This is a genomic window from Amycolatopsis sp. NPDC052450 (assembly GCF_044547565.1).
Lineage (GTDB): Bacteria > Actinomycetota > Actinomycetes > Mycobacteriales > Pseudonocardiaceae > Amycolatopsis.
The window spans coordinates 1-13200 of the sequence record NZ_JBIUAQ010000013.1; the positions used below are offsets into that span (position 1 = coordinate 1).

The 13200-nt window shown below is 69.4% G+C and carries 16 protein-coding genes; 9 read left to right on the top strand and 7 right to left on the bottom strand.

Features of this window, described 5'->3' with window-relative positions:
* Positions 1 to 329: 329 nt before the first annotated feature.
* Positions 330 to 1832, bottom strand: coding sequence for a leucyl aminopeptidase (locus ACIHAO_RS22050; protein WP_396560565.1), 1503 nt, complete (start codon positions 1830 to 1832; stop codon positions 330 to 332).
* Between the two features lie 133 nt (positions 1833 to 1965).
* On the opposite strand from ACIHAO_RS22050, the gene ACIHAO_RS22055 reads away from it, so the two are divergent.
* Both ACIHAO_RS22055 and ACIHAO_RS22060 read left to right on the top strand, forming a co-directional pair.
* Complete coding sequence (locus tag ACIHAO_RS22055; protein ID WP_396560567.1) at positions 1966 to 2820, top strand: hypothetical protein; 855 nt, start codon at positions 1966 to 1968, stop codon at positions 2818 to 2820.
* Positions 2813 to 3439: a DUF402 domain-containing protein gene (locus ACIHAO_RS22060; protein WP_396560569.1), complete on the top strand. Its 627-nt coding sequence runs from the start codon at positions 2813 to 2815 to the stop codon at positions 3437 to 3439. Before ACIHAO_RS22055 ends, ACIHAO_RS22060 begins: the two co-directional genes overlap by 8 nt.
* Here ACIHAO_RS22060 and ACIHAO_RS22065 read toward each other — a convergent pair.
* Positions 3436 to 3756, bottom strand: coding sequence for a hypothetical protein (locus ACIHAO_RS22065; RefSeq protein ID WP_396560571.1), 321 nt, complete (start codon positions 3754 to 3756; stop codon positions 3436 to 3438). The two genes, ACIHAO_RS22060 and ACIHAO_RS22065, sit on opposite strands and share 4 nt — an antisense overlap.
* A gap of 117 nt (positions 3757 to 3873) precedes the next feature.
* On the opposite strand from ACIHAO_RS22065, the gene ACIHAO_RS22070 reads away from it, so the two are divergent.
* Positions 3874 to 4977, top strand: coding sequence for a branched-chain amino acid aminotransferase (locus ACIHAO_RS22070; RefSeq protein WP_396560573.1), 1104 nt, complete (start codon positions 3874 to 3876; stop codon positions 4975 to 4977).
* Positions 4978 to 5145: 168 nt separating this feature from the next.
* On the opposite strand, the gene cobT is transcribed toward ACIHAO_RS22070, so the two are convergent.
* The gene (gene cobT / locus ACIHAO_RS22075; RefSeq protein ID WP_396560575.1) at positions 5146 to 6222 is read right to left on the bottom strand and encodes a nicotinate-nucleotide--dimethylbenzimidazole phosphoribosyltransferase; all 1077 of its coding nucleotides are present in this window, start codon (positions 6220 to 6222) and stop codon (positions 5146 to 5148) included.
* 93 nt (positions 6223 to 6315) lie between these two features.
* Here cobT and ACIHAO_RS22080 point away from each other — a divergent pair, with 93 nt between their 5' ends.
* The gene (locus ACIHAO_RS22080; RefSeq protein WP_396560916.1) at positions 6316 to 6984 is read left to right on the top strand and encodes a 2-C-methyl-D-erythritol 4-phosphate cytidylyltransferase; all 669 of its coding nucleotides are present in this window, start codon (positions 6316 to 6318) and stop codon (positions 6982 to 6984) included.
* On the opposite strand, the gene ACIHAO_RS22085 is transcribed toward ACIHAO_RS22080, so the two are convergent.
* Positions 6981 to 7385 (bottom strand): hypothetical protein, encoded by a 405-nt coding sequence (locus ACIHAO_RS22085; RefSeq protein ID WP_396560577.1) that lies wholly within the window; start codon positions 7383 to 7385, stop codon positions 6981 to 6983. The two genes, ACIHAO_RS22080 and ACIHAO_RS22085, sit on opposite strands and share 4 nt — an antisense overlap.
* Positions 7386 to 7555: 170 nt before the next feature.
* On the opposite strand from ACIHAO_RS22085, the gene ACIHAO_RS22090 reads away from it, so the two are divergent.
* Genes ACIHAO_RS22090 through ACIHAO_RS22100 form a run of 3 tightly spaced genes read left to right on the top strand, consistent with a single transcriptional unit; the run spans position 7556 to position 9373 of the window.
* A complete protein-coding gene (locus ACIHAO_RS22090; protein WP_396560579.1) occupies positions 7556 to 8305 on the top strand; it encodes a GntR family transcriptional regulator in 750 nt (249 codons plus the stop codon).
* Positions 8302 to 9153, top strand: coding sequence for a phosphoribosylaminoimidazolesuccinocarboxamide synthase (locus ACIHAO_RS22095; protein ID WP_396560581.1), 852 nt, complete (start codon positions 8302 to 8304; stop codon positions 9151 to 9153). Before ACIHAO_RS22090 ends, ACIHAO_RS22095 begins: the two co-directional genes overlap by 4 nt.
* Positions 9146 to 9373 carry a hypothetical protein gene (locus ACIHAO_RS22100; protein WP_396560583.1) on the top strand — a complete coding sequence of 76 codons (228 nt, stop codon included), beginning with the start codon at positions 9146 to 9148 and terminating at the stop codon, positions 9371 to 9373. The genes ACIHAO_RS22095 and ACIHAO_RS22100 overlap by 8 nt, the downstream gene beginning before the upstream one ends.
* Before the next feature lie 60 nt (positions 9374 to 9433).
* Here the strand turns inward: ACIHAO_RS22100 and ACIHAO_RS22105 are convergent, their stop codons facing one another.
* Both ACIHAO_RS22105 and ACIHAO_RS22110 read right to left on the bottom strand, forming a co-directional pair.
* Entirely contained in the window at positions 9434 to 10423 is a 990-nt protein-coding gene (locus ACIHAO_RS22105) for an aldo/keto reductase family protein (RefSeq protein WP_396560585.1), read from the bottom strand.
* A 55-nt stretch (positions 10424 to 10478) separates the two neighbouring features.
* Entirely contained in the window at positions 10479 to 11135 is a 657-nt protein-coding gene (locus tag ACIHAO_RS22110; RefSeq protein WP_396560587.1) for a DUF3043 domain-containing protein, read from the bottom strand.
* Between the two features lie 143 nt (positions 11136 to 11278).
* Between ACIHAO_RS22110 and ACIHAO_RS22115 the strand changes: the two genes are divergently transcribed.
* Positions 11279 to 11656: an iron-sulfur cluster assembly accessory protein gene (locus ACIHAO_RS22115; protein ID WP_125794843.1), complete on the top strand. Its 378-nt coding sequence runs from the start codon at positions 11279 to 11281 to the stop codon at positions 11654 to 11656.
* A gap of 86 nt (positions 11657 to 11742) precedes the next feature.
* Here ACIHAO_RS22115 and ACIHAO_RS22120 read toward each other — a convergent pair whose 3' ends face one another.
* Positions 11743 to 11931 carry a hypothetical protein gene (locus ACIHAO_RS22120; RefSeq protein WP_125787922.1) on the bottom strand — a complete coding sequence of 63 codons (189 nt, stop codon included), beginning with the start codon at positions 11929 to 11931 and terminating at the stop codon, positions 11743 to 11745.
* A gap of 141 nt (positions 11932 to 12072) precedes the next feature.
* Here ACIHAO_RS22120 and ACIHAO_RS22125 point away from each other — a divergent pair, with 141 nt between their 5' ends.
* Positions 12073 to 13062, top strand: coding sequence for a carbohydrate kinase family protein (locus ACIHAO_RS22125; protein WP_396560590.1), 990 nt, complete (start codon positions 12073 to 12075; stop codon positions 13060 to 13062).
* The last annotated feature ends 138 nt before the right edge of the window (positions 13063 to 13200 follow it).

The following is a 13200-nucleotide window of genomic DNA, read 5'->3' on the forward strand; positions in this document are numbered from 1 at the left end:
TTTTTTTTTTTCCTTATTTTTCTGCTGTGTGGTTTTGTTGGGGGTGGGGGGGGGGGGGGTGTGGGTCTCCCCCACCCCCCCCACCCCCCCCCCCCCCCCCCCCCCCACCCCTTCATAAAACGCCCAATCGGGCACTGTTACCTGGAAAGGGTCCCCTGTGGACAGTCGAGAAGGTGTCAGGCCACTGTGACGAGCCCTCACCAGCGGTTATGCGACTTTGCCGGGCCCCTGACCTAGGCGCAAGGTAGGTGTTCATGTACTTCGAGGGAGCCTGGTGGTGGACACTCCGCTCCCGCCCCCACCCCAGACCACGCGCGTTCAGGAAAAGGTCAGCCGTTCGCGGCGATGTCCGCGAGGACCGCGGCGATGGTGCGGACCGGGACGCCGGTGCCGCCCTTGCCGGTGTAGCCCCACGGCCCGGCGGTGTTGAACGACGGGCCCGCGATGTCGATGTGCGCCCAGGGCAGGCCCTCGGTGACGAACTCGCGCAGGAAGACGCCCGCGGCGAGCATGCCGCCCCAGCGGTGCCCGGTGACGTTGGCCAGGTCGGCGAGGCGCGAGTCGAGGTCGGCGCGCAGTTCTTCCGGCAGCGGCATCGCCCAGCCGCCTTCACCGGTCGCCTGCGCGATCGAGGCGATCCGGTCGCGGAACTCGTCCGAGCCCATGACGCCCGCGGTGCGGTTGCCGAGCGCGACGATCTGCGCGCCGGTCAGGGTCGAGGTCTCGATCAGGTAGTCGGGGTTCTCCTCGCCCGCGCGCACGATCGCGTCGGCCAGCACGAGACGGCCTTCGGCGTCGGTGTTGAGCACCTCGACGGTCTTGCCGCCGTACATGCTGAGCACGTCGCCCGGCCGGTACGAGGTGGCCGAGGGCAGGTTCTCCGCCAGCGGGATGTGCGCGACGACCTCGAGCGGGTACTTCAGCTTCGCGGCCAGCACCACGGAGGCGAGCACGGCGGCCGCGCCCGACATGTCCGAGGTCATGTGGTCCATGTTCGCGGCGGGCTTGATCGAGATGCCGCCCGAGTCGAAGGTGATGCCCTTGCCGACCAGCGCGACCTTCTTCGACGCCTTCGCGGGCTTGTAGGCGATGCGCAGCAGGCGCGGCTGGCGGGCCGAGCCGCCGCCGACGCCGAGGATGCCGCCGAAGCCCTTGCGCTTGAGGGCCTTCTCGTCGAGGACCTCGAAGTCGAGGTCGTTCGCCTCGGCCAGCGTCTTCGCGCGGTCGGCGAAGGAGGCCGGGAACAGGTCGTTCGGCGGGGTGTTGATCAGGTCGCGGGCGATGATCACCGACTCCGCGATCAGGCCGGCGGCCTTCAGCGTCGCCTTGTGGTCCTTGGCGGTGCCCTCTTCGGGGCTCACGAAGTCCACCTTGGCGAGCGGGCCGTCGCCCTTCTCGGAGCGGTACTCGGTGAAGGAGTACGCGCCGAGCGCGGTGCCCTCGACGGCGGCCTGGAGGTCGATCGCCGACAGCGTGACGAACGCGCGGTCGGTTCCGTTCAGTGCCCGCGCGGCGGCACCGGCGCCCCGGCGGACCTGCTCGGCGGTGACGCCGTCCGCGCCGGCCTTGCCGAGGCCGACGGCGAGTACGACGCCGGCGGGCAGCTTGCCCAGCGTCGGTACCTTGACGACCTCGTCGGCCTTGCCGGACGCGCCGAGGGTGCCGAGGACTTCGGCGAGCTTGCCGTCGAAGGCGGCATCGGCGACGGAGGAGCCGGCGGCGAGCGCCAGGCCGTCCTCACCCTGCAGGGTTCCGATGACGACGACGTCGGCGCGCGTCTTGGCAAGCGCCGCTTCGGCGTTCTCGGTCAGGGCAAGCTTCGGCACGGTCACTTCTGGCTCCTCGCGCGTTCGCGGTGGTACCGGGCGGCCGCCCGGTTGGATCGTGAGCCATGCTAATGACAGCAGGACCTGGGGTAACAGCGGGGCCGACCGGGTCACTCGGCGCAGGAGGAAGGGAGACGGCGTGCGGCTGGCTGGCGGGCTGCTCATCGCACTCGCGGTGGGCACGTCCGGAGCGGACTACTGGGTACTCGCCGCCGCCGTGTTCGCGGCCGTGATCGCCGTCGCGGCCGAGGCGCTGCTGCCGCCGGTGGGCGACACCGGGCCGGAGCGGATCGCGAGCTCCGTTTCGCGGCTGGGCCTGGTCTTGGTCTTCGCGACGACGTTCGGGCAGTACCTCTTCCCTGCCGCGCCGGGAGCCGCCGCCGCGGTGTTCGCCGTCGTCGTGACCGTCGCCGACCTGGCCGGTGTCCGCCTCGGCGACTACGCCGCCCGCTGGGTCACCGGCCTGTCGCTGGCCGCGGCCGCGTCCCTGATCGCGATCTGCGTCGGCATCCCGCCGCTGGCGCAGTTCATCGCGCCGGATCCGCCGTCCGTGCCAGGACTCGGCCTCGCCGTGCTGGTGCTGCTGCCGTTCCTGCCGCCCCGCCGTCCCGGCGCGGGCCGCGCGGCCGCGGTGGGCGCCGCGGCCGTGGCGATCACCGCCGTCGCCCTCTACCAGCTCGGACCGGTCCGGCTGGGGCTCTCCGCGACGTCGTTCCGCGAACTCCTCGCCGCGGCCGACGCGGTCTCGCTGCTGCCGGTGCTGACCGTGGTGGTCGCCGTGGCGACCGTGCCCGTCGCCGTGGACGCCTTCACCGACGGCCGGGAGCGGCTTTCCCCGGAACGTCCGAAGGCGACACTCGCTTGTGGACTGATCGTGGCCGTCGCGGCCGCCTTCGCTGGGCCGGTCGTGGCCCTCGGGCTCGCGGGAGTGGGAACGCTCGCCGAACTGGTTCTGCGGGTCCGCGCCCGTCGGTACCGTGCAAGGCGTGCGTGATCCTCACTGGACCCCGGGCGACACGGTCGTCGAACGCTTCCTGCGACCGGACGGCTCGATCGGCCAGCATCACCCGCTGCGCGTCCTCGCCGACGACGGCACCGTGCTGCTCGGCTGGCTGCCCGCGGACACCCCGATCATCGGCAGCAGGCTCGCCGACGGGCGGCTCTTCCGCGAGGCGCCGCTGGCGGAGCGGTTCCGGGTGCCGAGGGTGCGGGTGGCCGACTTCTGGCGCGACACCTCGACGCTGCGCCGCATCGCCGACGACGAATGGTCGTCGGTCTGGTGGTTCTTCGACGCAGAGGGCCGCTTCCTGAACTGGTACGTCAACCTCGAGGTCCCGCTGGGGCGCACGCCGTCCGGACCCGACCGGATCGACGGCATCCTCGACGTCGCCGTCCAGCCCGGCGGACGCTGGCAGTGGAAGGACGAGGACGAGGCGGAAGAGGCCGTCCTCGCCGGCCGCATCACCGCCGGTCAGCTCGAGCGGCTGCGTGCCGAGGGCGAGCGGATCGGGGCGCTGGCGGACGCCGGGCGCTTCCCCTTCGACGGGACGTGGACCGACTTCCGGCCGGAGCCGGACTGGCCCGCGCCCGCCCTCCCGGATGGGTTGCTCTAGCTCACCTGGAGGAGCAGGAGCAGCACCAGCACGACGTTGATCACCGTGAGGATGACCACCGACTTCGTGCCCAGTTCGCGCGGGAACACCTTGCCGTGGATGCTCTTCCACCAGAAGATGCCGAAACCACCGGCGACCAGGCCGAGGAACGCGCCGAAGCCGCTGTCGAGCAGGGCCCAGCCGTCCATCATCAGCACGCCGGTGCCGAAGGTGAGCAGCACGGCCGTCGCGAAGGTCTTGACGTCCGTCCCCGTGCCGGGGGTGGCAGGCTTGGCCGGGTGGGCCGGTTGGGCGGGCTGCATCTGGTTGTACGTCACGCCGTCATCTTAGGGGCGAAGGCCCTCCCGTGTTCGTCCCGACGGACAGATCGCGGAAGGTAAAGATATGCGGACGTCCGACTAACGTGGGTCCGACCAAGCGTTATCGTCTTAGTCATGACGACCTCGACGCAGTTCACCCACCTCCCGCACCCGAGCCCCGCGAGCCCGGAACGCGTCGCGGACGTATTGGCCGCACCCGGCTTCGGCCTGCACTTCACCGACCACATGGTGACCGTGAAATGGAGTGCCGAGCAGGGCTGGCACGATGCCACCGTCGGGCCGTACGCGCCCTTGACGCTCGACCCGGCGACCTCCGTGCTGCACTACGGCCAGGCCATCTTCGAGGGCCTCAAAGCCTACCGCCAGCCGGACGGCACGATCGCCGCGTTCCGGCCCGACGCGAACGCGCTCCGGTTCCGCAACTCGGCCGAGCGCCTCGCCATGCCGCAGCTGCCGGTGGAGACCTTCCTCGACTCGATCCGCGAGCTCATCGCGGTCGACTCCCGCTGGGTCCCGACGAAGCCGGGCGAGTCGCTGTACCTGCGGCCGTTCATGATCTCCACCGAAGCCGGGCTTGGCGTCAACCGGCCCGCGAACGAGTACCTCTACGCGCTGATCGGCTCGCCCGCAGGCTCGTACTTCTCCGGTGGAGTGAAGCCGGTGAGCGTGTGGCTCTCCACCGAGTACGTGCGCGCCGTCCCCGGCGGAACCGGTGAGGCGAAGTGCGCCGGCAACTACGCGGCCTCCTTCGTCGCGCAGGCGCAGGCCGTGGAGAAGGGCTGCGACCAGGTCGTGTGGCTCGACGCCGTCGAGCGGCGCTGGGTCGAGGAGATGGGCGGGATGAACCTGTTCTTCGTCTTCGGCTCCGGCGACGAGGCCCGCGTCGTGACCCCGGAACTGACCGGCTCGCTGCTGCCGGGCGTGACCCGCAAGTCGCTGCTGGAGCTGGCGAAGTCCTTCGGGCACCAGGTCGAGGAGCGGCGCATCTCCACCGACGAGTGGGAGAAGGCGGCGGCTTCCGGCGAGCTGACCGAGGTGTTCGCCTGCGGGACCGCGGCGGTCATCACGCCGGTCGGGCACGTGAAGCACGCGGGCGGCGAGTTCTCCGTCGCCGGCGGGCAGCCCGGCGAGCTGACGATGAAGCTGCGCGGCGCCCTGACCGGGATCCAGGAGGGCACCCGGCCCGCTCCGGAAGGCTGGATGTACCCGCTGGGCTGAGGTTTCGGCTCCGGGCGGTGAGTCCGTGAAGGCTCCCTTCGCGGACCTCTGCCCTCCTGTGCCACACACGACCCGGCCAATGCAATGAAGGACGCTTTCATAGCAAATATTGCTATGAAAGCGTCCTTCATTGCAGCCTGGAGCGGGCCACCCGGAGCGAACAACGCGTCAGGTGGCGGGAGCCTCGATCAGCGGCCCGCTCACCCCGGCCTGCTCGTGCGTGGCCATCTCCGCGAGCACCCGCGTCGCCATGAACACCAGCGGCAGCGCCGCGACCGCGCCCGTCCCCTCGCCGAGGCGCACGTCCAGATCGAGGATCGGCTCCAGGTCGAGGTGCTCCAGCGCCAGCGCGTGCGCGGGTTCGCCGCCGCGCTGACCGGCGGTCCACCACTGCCGCGCGCCGGGGACGAGTTCCTCGGCGACCAGTGCGGCCGCGGCGGCCACCAGGCCGTCCAGGATCACCGGCGTCTTCCGGAGCGAGGCCTGTGCGAGGAAGCCCGCCATCGCGGCGATGTCGGCGCCGGCGGCGGTGCGCAGCAGCGCGACCGGGTCGGCCAGCACGGTCCTCGCCCGCCGCAGCGCGTCACGGACGGCCGCGGCCTTGCGCATCCAGGCGTTGTCGTCGATGCCAGAGCCGCGGCCGACGACGGCCACCGGTTCGCTGCCGGTCAGCGCCGCGACCAGTACCGAGGCCGGGGTGCTGTTCCCGATCCCGAGGTCGCCCGCGATGAGCAGATCGGCCCCGCCGTCGACCTCGGCGTCGGCGATCGCCCGGCCCGCGCGGACGGCGGCACGCGCCTCCTCGTCGGTCAGCGCGTCCTCGACGTCGATCGAGCCCGACCCCCGCCGCACCTTGAACTCGCCGATCGACCGCGTGGCGGGGGCGTCGCTGTCGACGGCCATGTCGACGACGCGGACGCTCGCGCCCGCCGACGCGGCCAGCACGTTGATGGCAGCGCCTCCGGTCAGCATGCTGCCGACGAGTTGCGCGGTGACCTCGCCCGGGTACGCCGAGACGCCCTTCGCGGCGACGCCGTGGTCTCCGGCGAACACCACGACCCGGGGCCGGGTGAACGGACGCGGCGGCGACTGGCCCTGGCAGGCCGCGACCCACACGCCCAGTTCTTCGAGCCTGCCCAGTGACCCGGCCGGTTTGATCAGTTTCGAGTGCAGGGCGATCGCCGCCGAGCGCGCGTGTTCATCAGGCTGCTCGACTTCGGCGAATTCGAGGATTTCGTCGTCCAACGCCCTGCCCCTTCGGATCGCTTCGGTGGCCGGGCCCAACCTACCCACCCGCCTGTGCCAGAGTTGCCTGTGGCTCAGACGAAGGCCGCCGGGGTGGTGCTCGCGAGCGGAGCGGGCACTCGCGTCGGCGCCAAGCTCAACAAGGTGTACCTGCCGGTTGCGGGCAAACGGGTCGTCGCGTGGTCGCTCGACGCCTTCGCCCGCGTGCCCGGTATCGACGTGCTCGTGCTGGTCATCAGACCACAGGACACCGAACTCGCGCGGGAGGTGCTCGCCGCGCATCCGGGCGAGGTCGAACTCGTCCACGGTGGCGCGACGCGCCAGGGTTCGGAGCTGAACGCCTTGCGCCACTTGACTTCCCGTATCGAAAGCGGCGAGATCGACGCGGTACTGCTGCACGACGCGGCCCGTCCGCTCGTCACCCCGGAACTGATCGCGGACGTCCTCGCCGACACGCGGCGGTACGGGGGAGCGGTGCCCGGGGTCGCGGCCGGCGACATCGTGCGTGTGGACGGCGACACCGTTTCCGGCGCGCTGCCCGGCGCGATCCGGGTGCAGACACCGCAGGGTTTCCGCGCCGCACCGTTGCTGGAGGCGTACGAAACGGCCGAGCGAGAGGGTTTCGTCGGCACGGACACGTCTTCGTGCATGGAAAGGTTCTCCGCGCTGCCGGTGCGGTGGGTTCCGGGCAGCGCGGAGAACCTCAAGATCACCTACCCGCACGACCTCGTTGTCGCCGAGCAGGTGATCGGCCGAGGTTAGGGATCTCCCTGGTCGGCCTTGGTCGGTATGGCGGGCAGGATGGTGACCGGCTGGCGCGCCTCCATCGGGATCACGCAGTCCGGATGTGGTTGCAGCAACTGGATCGGCGCGGCGGCGTCGCCGGGCGCCGGGATCGTGAGCACCGCGCGCAGGGTCCAGTCGGCCGTCGAGTGGTATTGCCAGGAGACGAGTGCCGGGTGGAAGACGTCCGTGTCGGCGAGGGTGGTGACGCGGAAGGCGCTCGCCCGTTCCTCGCCGCGGAGGATGAGAACGTCGGCGCAGGTGTCCCACTGGAACACCGCGGCACAGACCTCCGGTTCCTCCCGGGGACCGAAGATGTAGACGACCCACCGGCGTCTTCGAAGCTCTTCGAGCAGTTCGTCGATGCTCAGGTGGTTCATCGAGCCCCCTAACGGGTTTCGGGAACTCTGCGGAGAGTAACAGGTGTACTAGAGCACCGTCCAGAATGTGTACTAGTACGTAATAATGGGGTGTGAGCAGGATCCTTGGTGCTCGCCCATTGGTGTGCTAGAACGCTTGTGCGCACCGCGCGACCTTGTGAGGAGTCACCTTGCCCGCCGTCGATCGACCCGAACCGCCGTATCTCCAGATCGCGGGAAGCATTCGCGACGACATCGTTTCGGGCAGGCTCAAGGAAGGCGACACGGTCCCGTCCGCGCGGGAGATCGCCAGGAACTGGAACGTCGCGATGGCGACGGCGATGAAGGTGCTCTCGACGCTCCGCGCCGAAGGTCTGGTCCGCGCGAAACGCGGCATCGGGACAGTGGTGCAGACCAGGGCGCTGCACCGCTCCGCGCACGATCGGACGATCTCGATCGCGCGAACCGGCAAGGTCTATCCACCGGGCCACTACGCGAAAATCCGCGAAGCAGGCCTTCTGCCCGCACCGGACCGGGTGGCGGGCGCGCTCGGAATCGATGAAGGTACTCCGGTGATCCGTCGGCGACGGACCACGTATGCGGGCGAAGGCCGGCCGGTGTCGACGTCGGTCTCGTGGTTCGACGGCGCTGTCGCGGCGAAGGCTCCTTTGCTGTTCGAGCCGGTGCGGATCGTCGAAGGCACGGTCAAATACGTGGCGGACCGGACAGGCCGTGTTCTGGCGTCGACTCATTCTCAGCACGCCGCGGGGCTGGCGGGTGCCGAGGAGGCGGCGGAACTCGGCGTGGCCGAAGGTTCGGCGATTCTGTTGAGTCGCAACAGGTTCTTGTCCGCCGAGGGTGACGTACTCGAGTACGGCGAATCGGCGGCCTTGCCGGACCACTGGATTTTCTACGAATACAACATCGAGGACGGGGCATGAAGCACATTCACGCGGGTAAGGTCCGGGACCTTTACGAAATCGACGGCGACATTCTGCTCGTCGCGTCGGATCGCGTCTCGGTCTACGACGTCTCGCTGCCGACCCCGATCCCGGACAAGGGCGCGCTGCTGAACCAGCTTTCCGCCTGGTGGTTCGAAAAGCTGTCCGGCGTGGTGCCGAACCACGTCCTCTCCACGACCGACGTCCCCGCCGAATTCGCCGGGCGCGCCACGCGCTGCAAGCCGCTGAAGATGATCCAGGTCGAATGCATCGCGCGCGGCTATCTCACCGGTCTCGGAATGCGCGAATACCGGCGCGACGGCAAGGTCTCCGGGGTCGAACTGCCCGCCGGTCTCGTCGAGGCGGACAAGCTGCCCGAGCCGATCTTCACGCCCACCACGAAGATCTCCGACACCGGCCACGACGAGTTCATGACCTTCGCCGACGTCGTGAACGACATCGGCAAGGAGACCGCGGACCGCATCCGCGACCTGACCCTCGAGGTCTATACCAAGGGCGCGGAGCACGCGGCGAAGAACGGCATCATCATCGCCGACACCAAGATCGAATTCGGCTTCGACGCCGACGGCGTGCTGACGCTCGGGGACGAGGTCCTCACTTCGGACTCGTCGCGTTTCTGGCCCGCCGACGACTACGAGCCCGGCCGGACGCAGCACGCTTTCGACAAGCAGTTCGTCCGCGACTGGTCCACGACCACCGGCTGGGACAAGACGCCGCCCGGCCCCGCCATCCCGGACGAGATCGTCGAGGCGACCCGCAAGCGCTACACCGAGGTCTACGAACGGATCACCGGGAAGACCTGGATTCCCGGTGGTGGTCATGCCTGAACAGCAGGTCTACGACCCGTACCGGCTGATCGACGACGTCGAGGGCCTGCTGATCCAGCGCGGCCACCGGCCGGTGCGGCTCGACGGCCGGACCGGTGACCGGGTCGCCGGCGCGAGCAGGTTGTTGCGGGGCTTGGGAATTGATCCCTTGCGCGCCCCCGGCGACGCCCTCGACCTCGACGGTCAGATCGCGTACCAGTCCCGGGTGCACGGCGACTGACGCAATTGGTCACCTACTTGCGCGGAAAAGCGTGCGCAAGTAGGTGACCAATTGCGGGGATCAGGGCGAGCGGGTCAGCGTCGGGTCGGTCTCGGTGACGCCGTCGAGGGCCTCGTCGATCGCGGCGAGCAGATCCGCGTCCAGCTTCACGCCGGCCGCCTTGACGTTCTCGTGCACCTGCTCCGGCCGCGAAGCGCCGATGATCGCCGAGGCGACGTTCGGGTTCTGCAGCACCCACGCCACGGACAGCTGGGCCATCGTCAGGCCCGCCTTGTCCGCGATCGGCTGGAGCCGCTGGACGCGCTCGAGGACGTCGTCGTTGAGGAAGCGGGCGACCATGTTGGCGCCGCCCTTGTCGTCGGTCGCGCGGGAGCCCTCGGGCAGCGGCTGACCGGGCTTGTACTTGCCGGTGAGCACGCCCTGCGCGATCGGCGACCAGACGATCTGGCTGAGGCCCTCACGTTCGGAAGCCGGGATGACCTGTGCCTCGATCACCCGCCACAGCGCGTTGTACTGCGGCTGGTTCGAGATGAGAGGCACCCGCAGCTCGCGGGCGATCGCCGCGCCCTGGGTGATCTGCTCGGCGGTCCACTCCGAGACGCCGACGTAGAGCACCTTGCCCTGGCGGACCAGGTCGGCGAAGGCGAGGAAGGTCTCTTCGAGCGGGACGGTCCGGTCGAACCGGTGCGCCTGGTAGAGGTCGACGTAGTCGGTGCCGAGGCGCTTCAGCGAAGCGTTCGCCGACTCGATGATGTGCTTGCGGCCGAGACCCTGGTCGTTGGGCCCCTTGGGCCCGGTCGGCCAGTAGACCTTGGTGAAGATCTCCAGGCTTTCGCGGCGCAGGCCCTTCAGGCCGCGGCCGAGCACCGATTCGGCGGCCGTGTTCGCATAAGCGTCGGCCGTGTCGAAGGTCGTGATGCCGACGTCGAGCGCCGCCTTGATGCACTCCTGGGCCTGGTCCTCTTCCACCTGGGACCCGTGGGTGAGCCAGTTGCCGTACGAGATCTCACTGACATTGAGGCCGCTGCGGCCGAGGCGTCGAAACTCCATGGGCGCGACTCTACCTCAGGCCGTTAGGCAGGCTAACGACCTGGGTTTCGCCTGCTCAGACCTGGTCGCCGGGCTTCACACGCGGCTTGGGGACCCGCAGCTTGCGGATCTGGCTGGCCCGGATGAACGAGTACCAGCCGACGGAGGTGCCCTTGACCGTCTCGTTCGGGAACTTCAGGCGGACCAGCTTCGCGATCCGGCGCCCGCTCAGGAAACCCTCGACGATCATGCCGAGCAGCATCACGGTGCACAGCAGCGTCGCGTACCGCTGCACCTCGGGGTACGGCAGGATCAGCGCGACGAACACCAGGATCGCCAGCGGCATGAACAGGCCGAGCAGGTTGCGCCGCGAGTCGACCAGGTCACGGATGTACGCCTTGACCGGGCCGCGGTCACGGGGGAGCAGGTACTTGTCCTCGCCCGCCATCATCCGCTCGCGGCGTTCCTTGGCGGCGTTGCGCTGCTTCGCCTTGTACTCCGGGTCGGCCTTCGCGGACTTGCGGAGTTCCTTGTTCCGCTTCATCGCCTCCCGCATGGTGGTCGGCGGGGGCGCCACCGGGCCGCGGCGCTTGGCCTCGGCCTCGCGCCGCTTGGGCGTGGCCTTGCCCTTTCCGGGCGTGTACGCCTTGGCCTGGACCTCGACGGCCTCGTTACCGGGCGTCTCGGTGTCCGTCGTGGCGGAGTCTGTGGTGCTACGGCGCAGGAACCTCACCCCACCAGGGTAGTCGCGGGCGTCACGGTGCCACGCACCAGGCCGAGCGATATGTCACCATGGAGGGGAACAGATCGGGACTCCGACGTGTTGGACCATGTGCAAGACGAGTACCCGCAGCGAGTTCGACCAGAGGGAGAACCATGACGACCGCTGAGCAGGCAGCCGCAGCTCAGGCCGAAACCGCCGAGGAGACCCACGGCGTCACGTTGACCGACGCCGCCGCCGTCAAGGCGAAGGCCCTGCTCGAGCAGGAGGGCCGCGACGACATGCACCTGCGCATCGCCGTCCAGCCCGGTGGGTGCGCCGGCCTCCGTTACCAGCTGTTCTTCGACGAGCGCACGCTCGACGGCGACCTGTTCCGTGACTTCGACGGGCTCCGCGTCGCCGTCGACCGGATGAGCGCGCCGTACGTGACGAGCGCCGTGATCGACTTCGTCGACTCGATCGAGAAGCAGGGCTTCACGATCGACAACCCCAACGCGACCGGCAGCTGCGCCTGCGGCGACAGCTTCCACTGACGCACGTCGGGCATGAAGAAGGGCCGCGAACCTCACCCAGGTCGCGGCCCTTCTTCATGCCCGCGGCTCTTCGTGCCGCAGCGGGATCAGACGTAGGCGTCCAGATCGGCGACCTGGGCGAGGCACCGCTCGTCCACGGTCCACGGCGGGGCGATCTGCCGGGGCAGCGGCAGGTTCTCGGCCTGGAGGGACGACGGGATACCGGCACAGTCGGCGATGAGTTCGCCGATCGACTCCGGCTCGAGTTGATACGCGGAAGTGGTCACGAACGACAAGTTAATGACTCATGGTGGAGTAGGACACCACTACCAACCGGTAGTGTTGATGGCCGTGCTCGAAGCAACCCGTATGGGGCATGACCTGCGGGTAACTTAGCCGTCCTCGTCTCGGCGAGGCCGACCGATCAAGGAGAACCGGTGGCAGACAGCGCCAGGATCGCAGTATCCGGCAGTATCGCAACCGACCACCTCATGCACTTCCCGGGCAGGTTCGCCGAGCAGCTCGTCGCCGAGCAGCTGCACCGGGTGTCCCTGAGCTTCCTGGCCGATGACCTCGTCGTCCGGCGGGGCGGGATCGGCGCGAACATCGCCTTCGGCCTCGGCGTGCTCGGCAAGCGCCCCATCCTGGTCGGCGCGGTGGGCTCCGACTTCGCCGACTACCGCTCGTGGCTCGAACGGCACGGCGTCGACACCGCCGGCGTGCTGGTCTCCGAGGTCGCGCACACCGCCCGCTTCGTCTGCACCACCGACGAGGACCTCTGCCAGATCGCCACCTTCTACGCCGGCGCGATGTCCGAATCCCGCAACATCGAACTGGCTCCCGTCGCCGCGCACGCCGGTGAACTGTCGCTCGTGCTGATCAGCCCGGACGACCCCGACGGCATGGTCCGGCACGCCGAGGAATGCCGCCAGCGCGGCTACACCTTCGCCGTCGACCCCTCGCAGCAGCTGGCGCGGATGGACGGTGCGCAGGTGCGTTCCTTCGTCGAGGGCGCGAAGTACCTGTTCAGCAACGACTACGAATGGGAGCTGCTGCTCCGGAAGACCGGCTGGTCCGAGGCCGACGTCCTCGACCGCGTCGGCATGCGGATCACGACGCTCGGGGAGAAGGGCGTCGAGATCATCGGCAAGGACGGCCTCGCGCTGCAGATCGGCGCCGTCCCGGAACGCGGCAAGGTCGACCCGACCGGCGTCGGCGACGGCTTCCGCGCCGGGTTCATCGCCGGTATCGACGGCGGCCTCAGCCTGGAGCGTTCGGCGCAGCTGGGCTCGCTGATCGCCGTCCTGGTGCTGGAAACCGTGGGCACGCAGGAATGGGCCTTCGACCGCGCTGATGTCCTGGGCCGCCTCAAGGACGCCTTCGGCCCGGAGTCCGCCGAGGAGATCGCGGCGATCCTGCCGGAGTGAGCTGAAGGGGACTTATTGAGGGGTAGCGCAAAGGTGTCGGGGTCGCGGGGATTCACTCGCGGCCGTGGGGTCGGCCGTGGGGGGGTATCAACAATATTGGCCGCCGCATGAGCGTAAGTTGGGTTTGAGACGGAGATA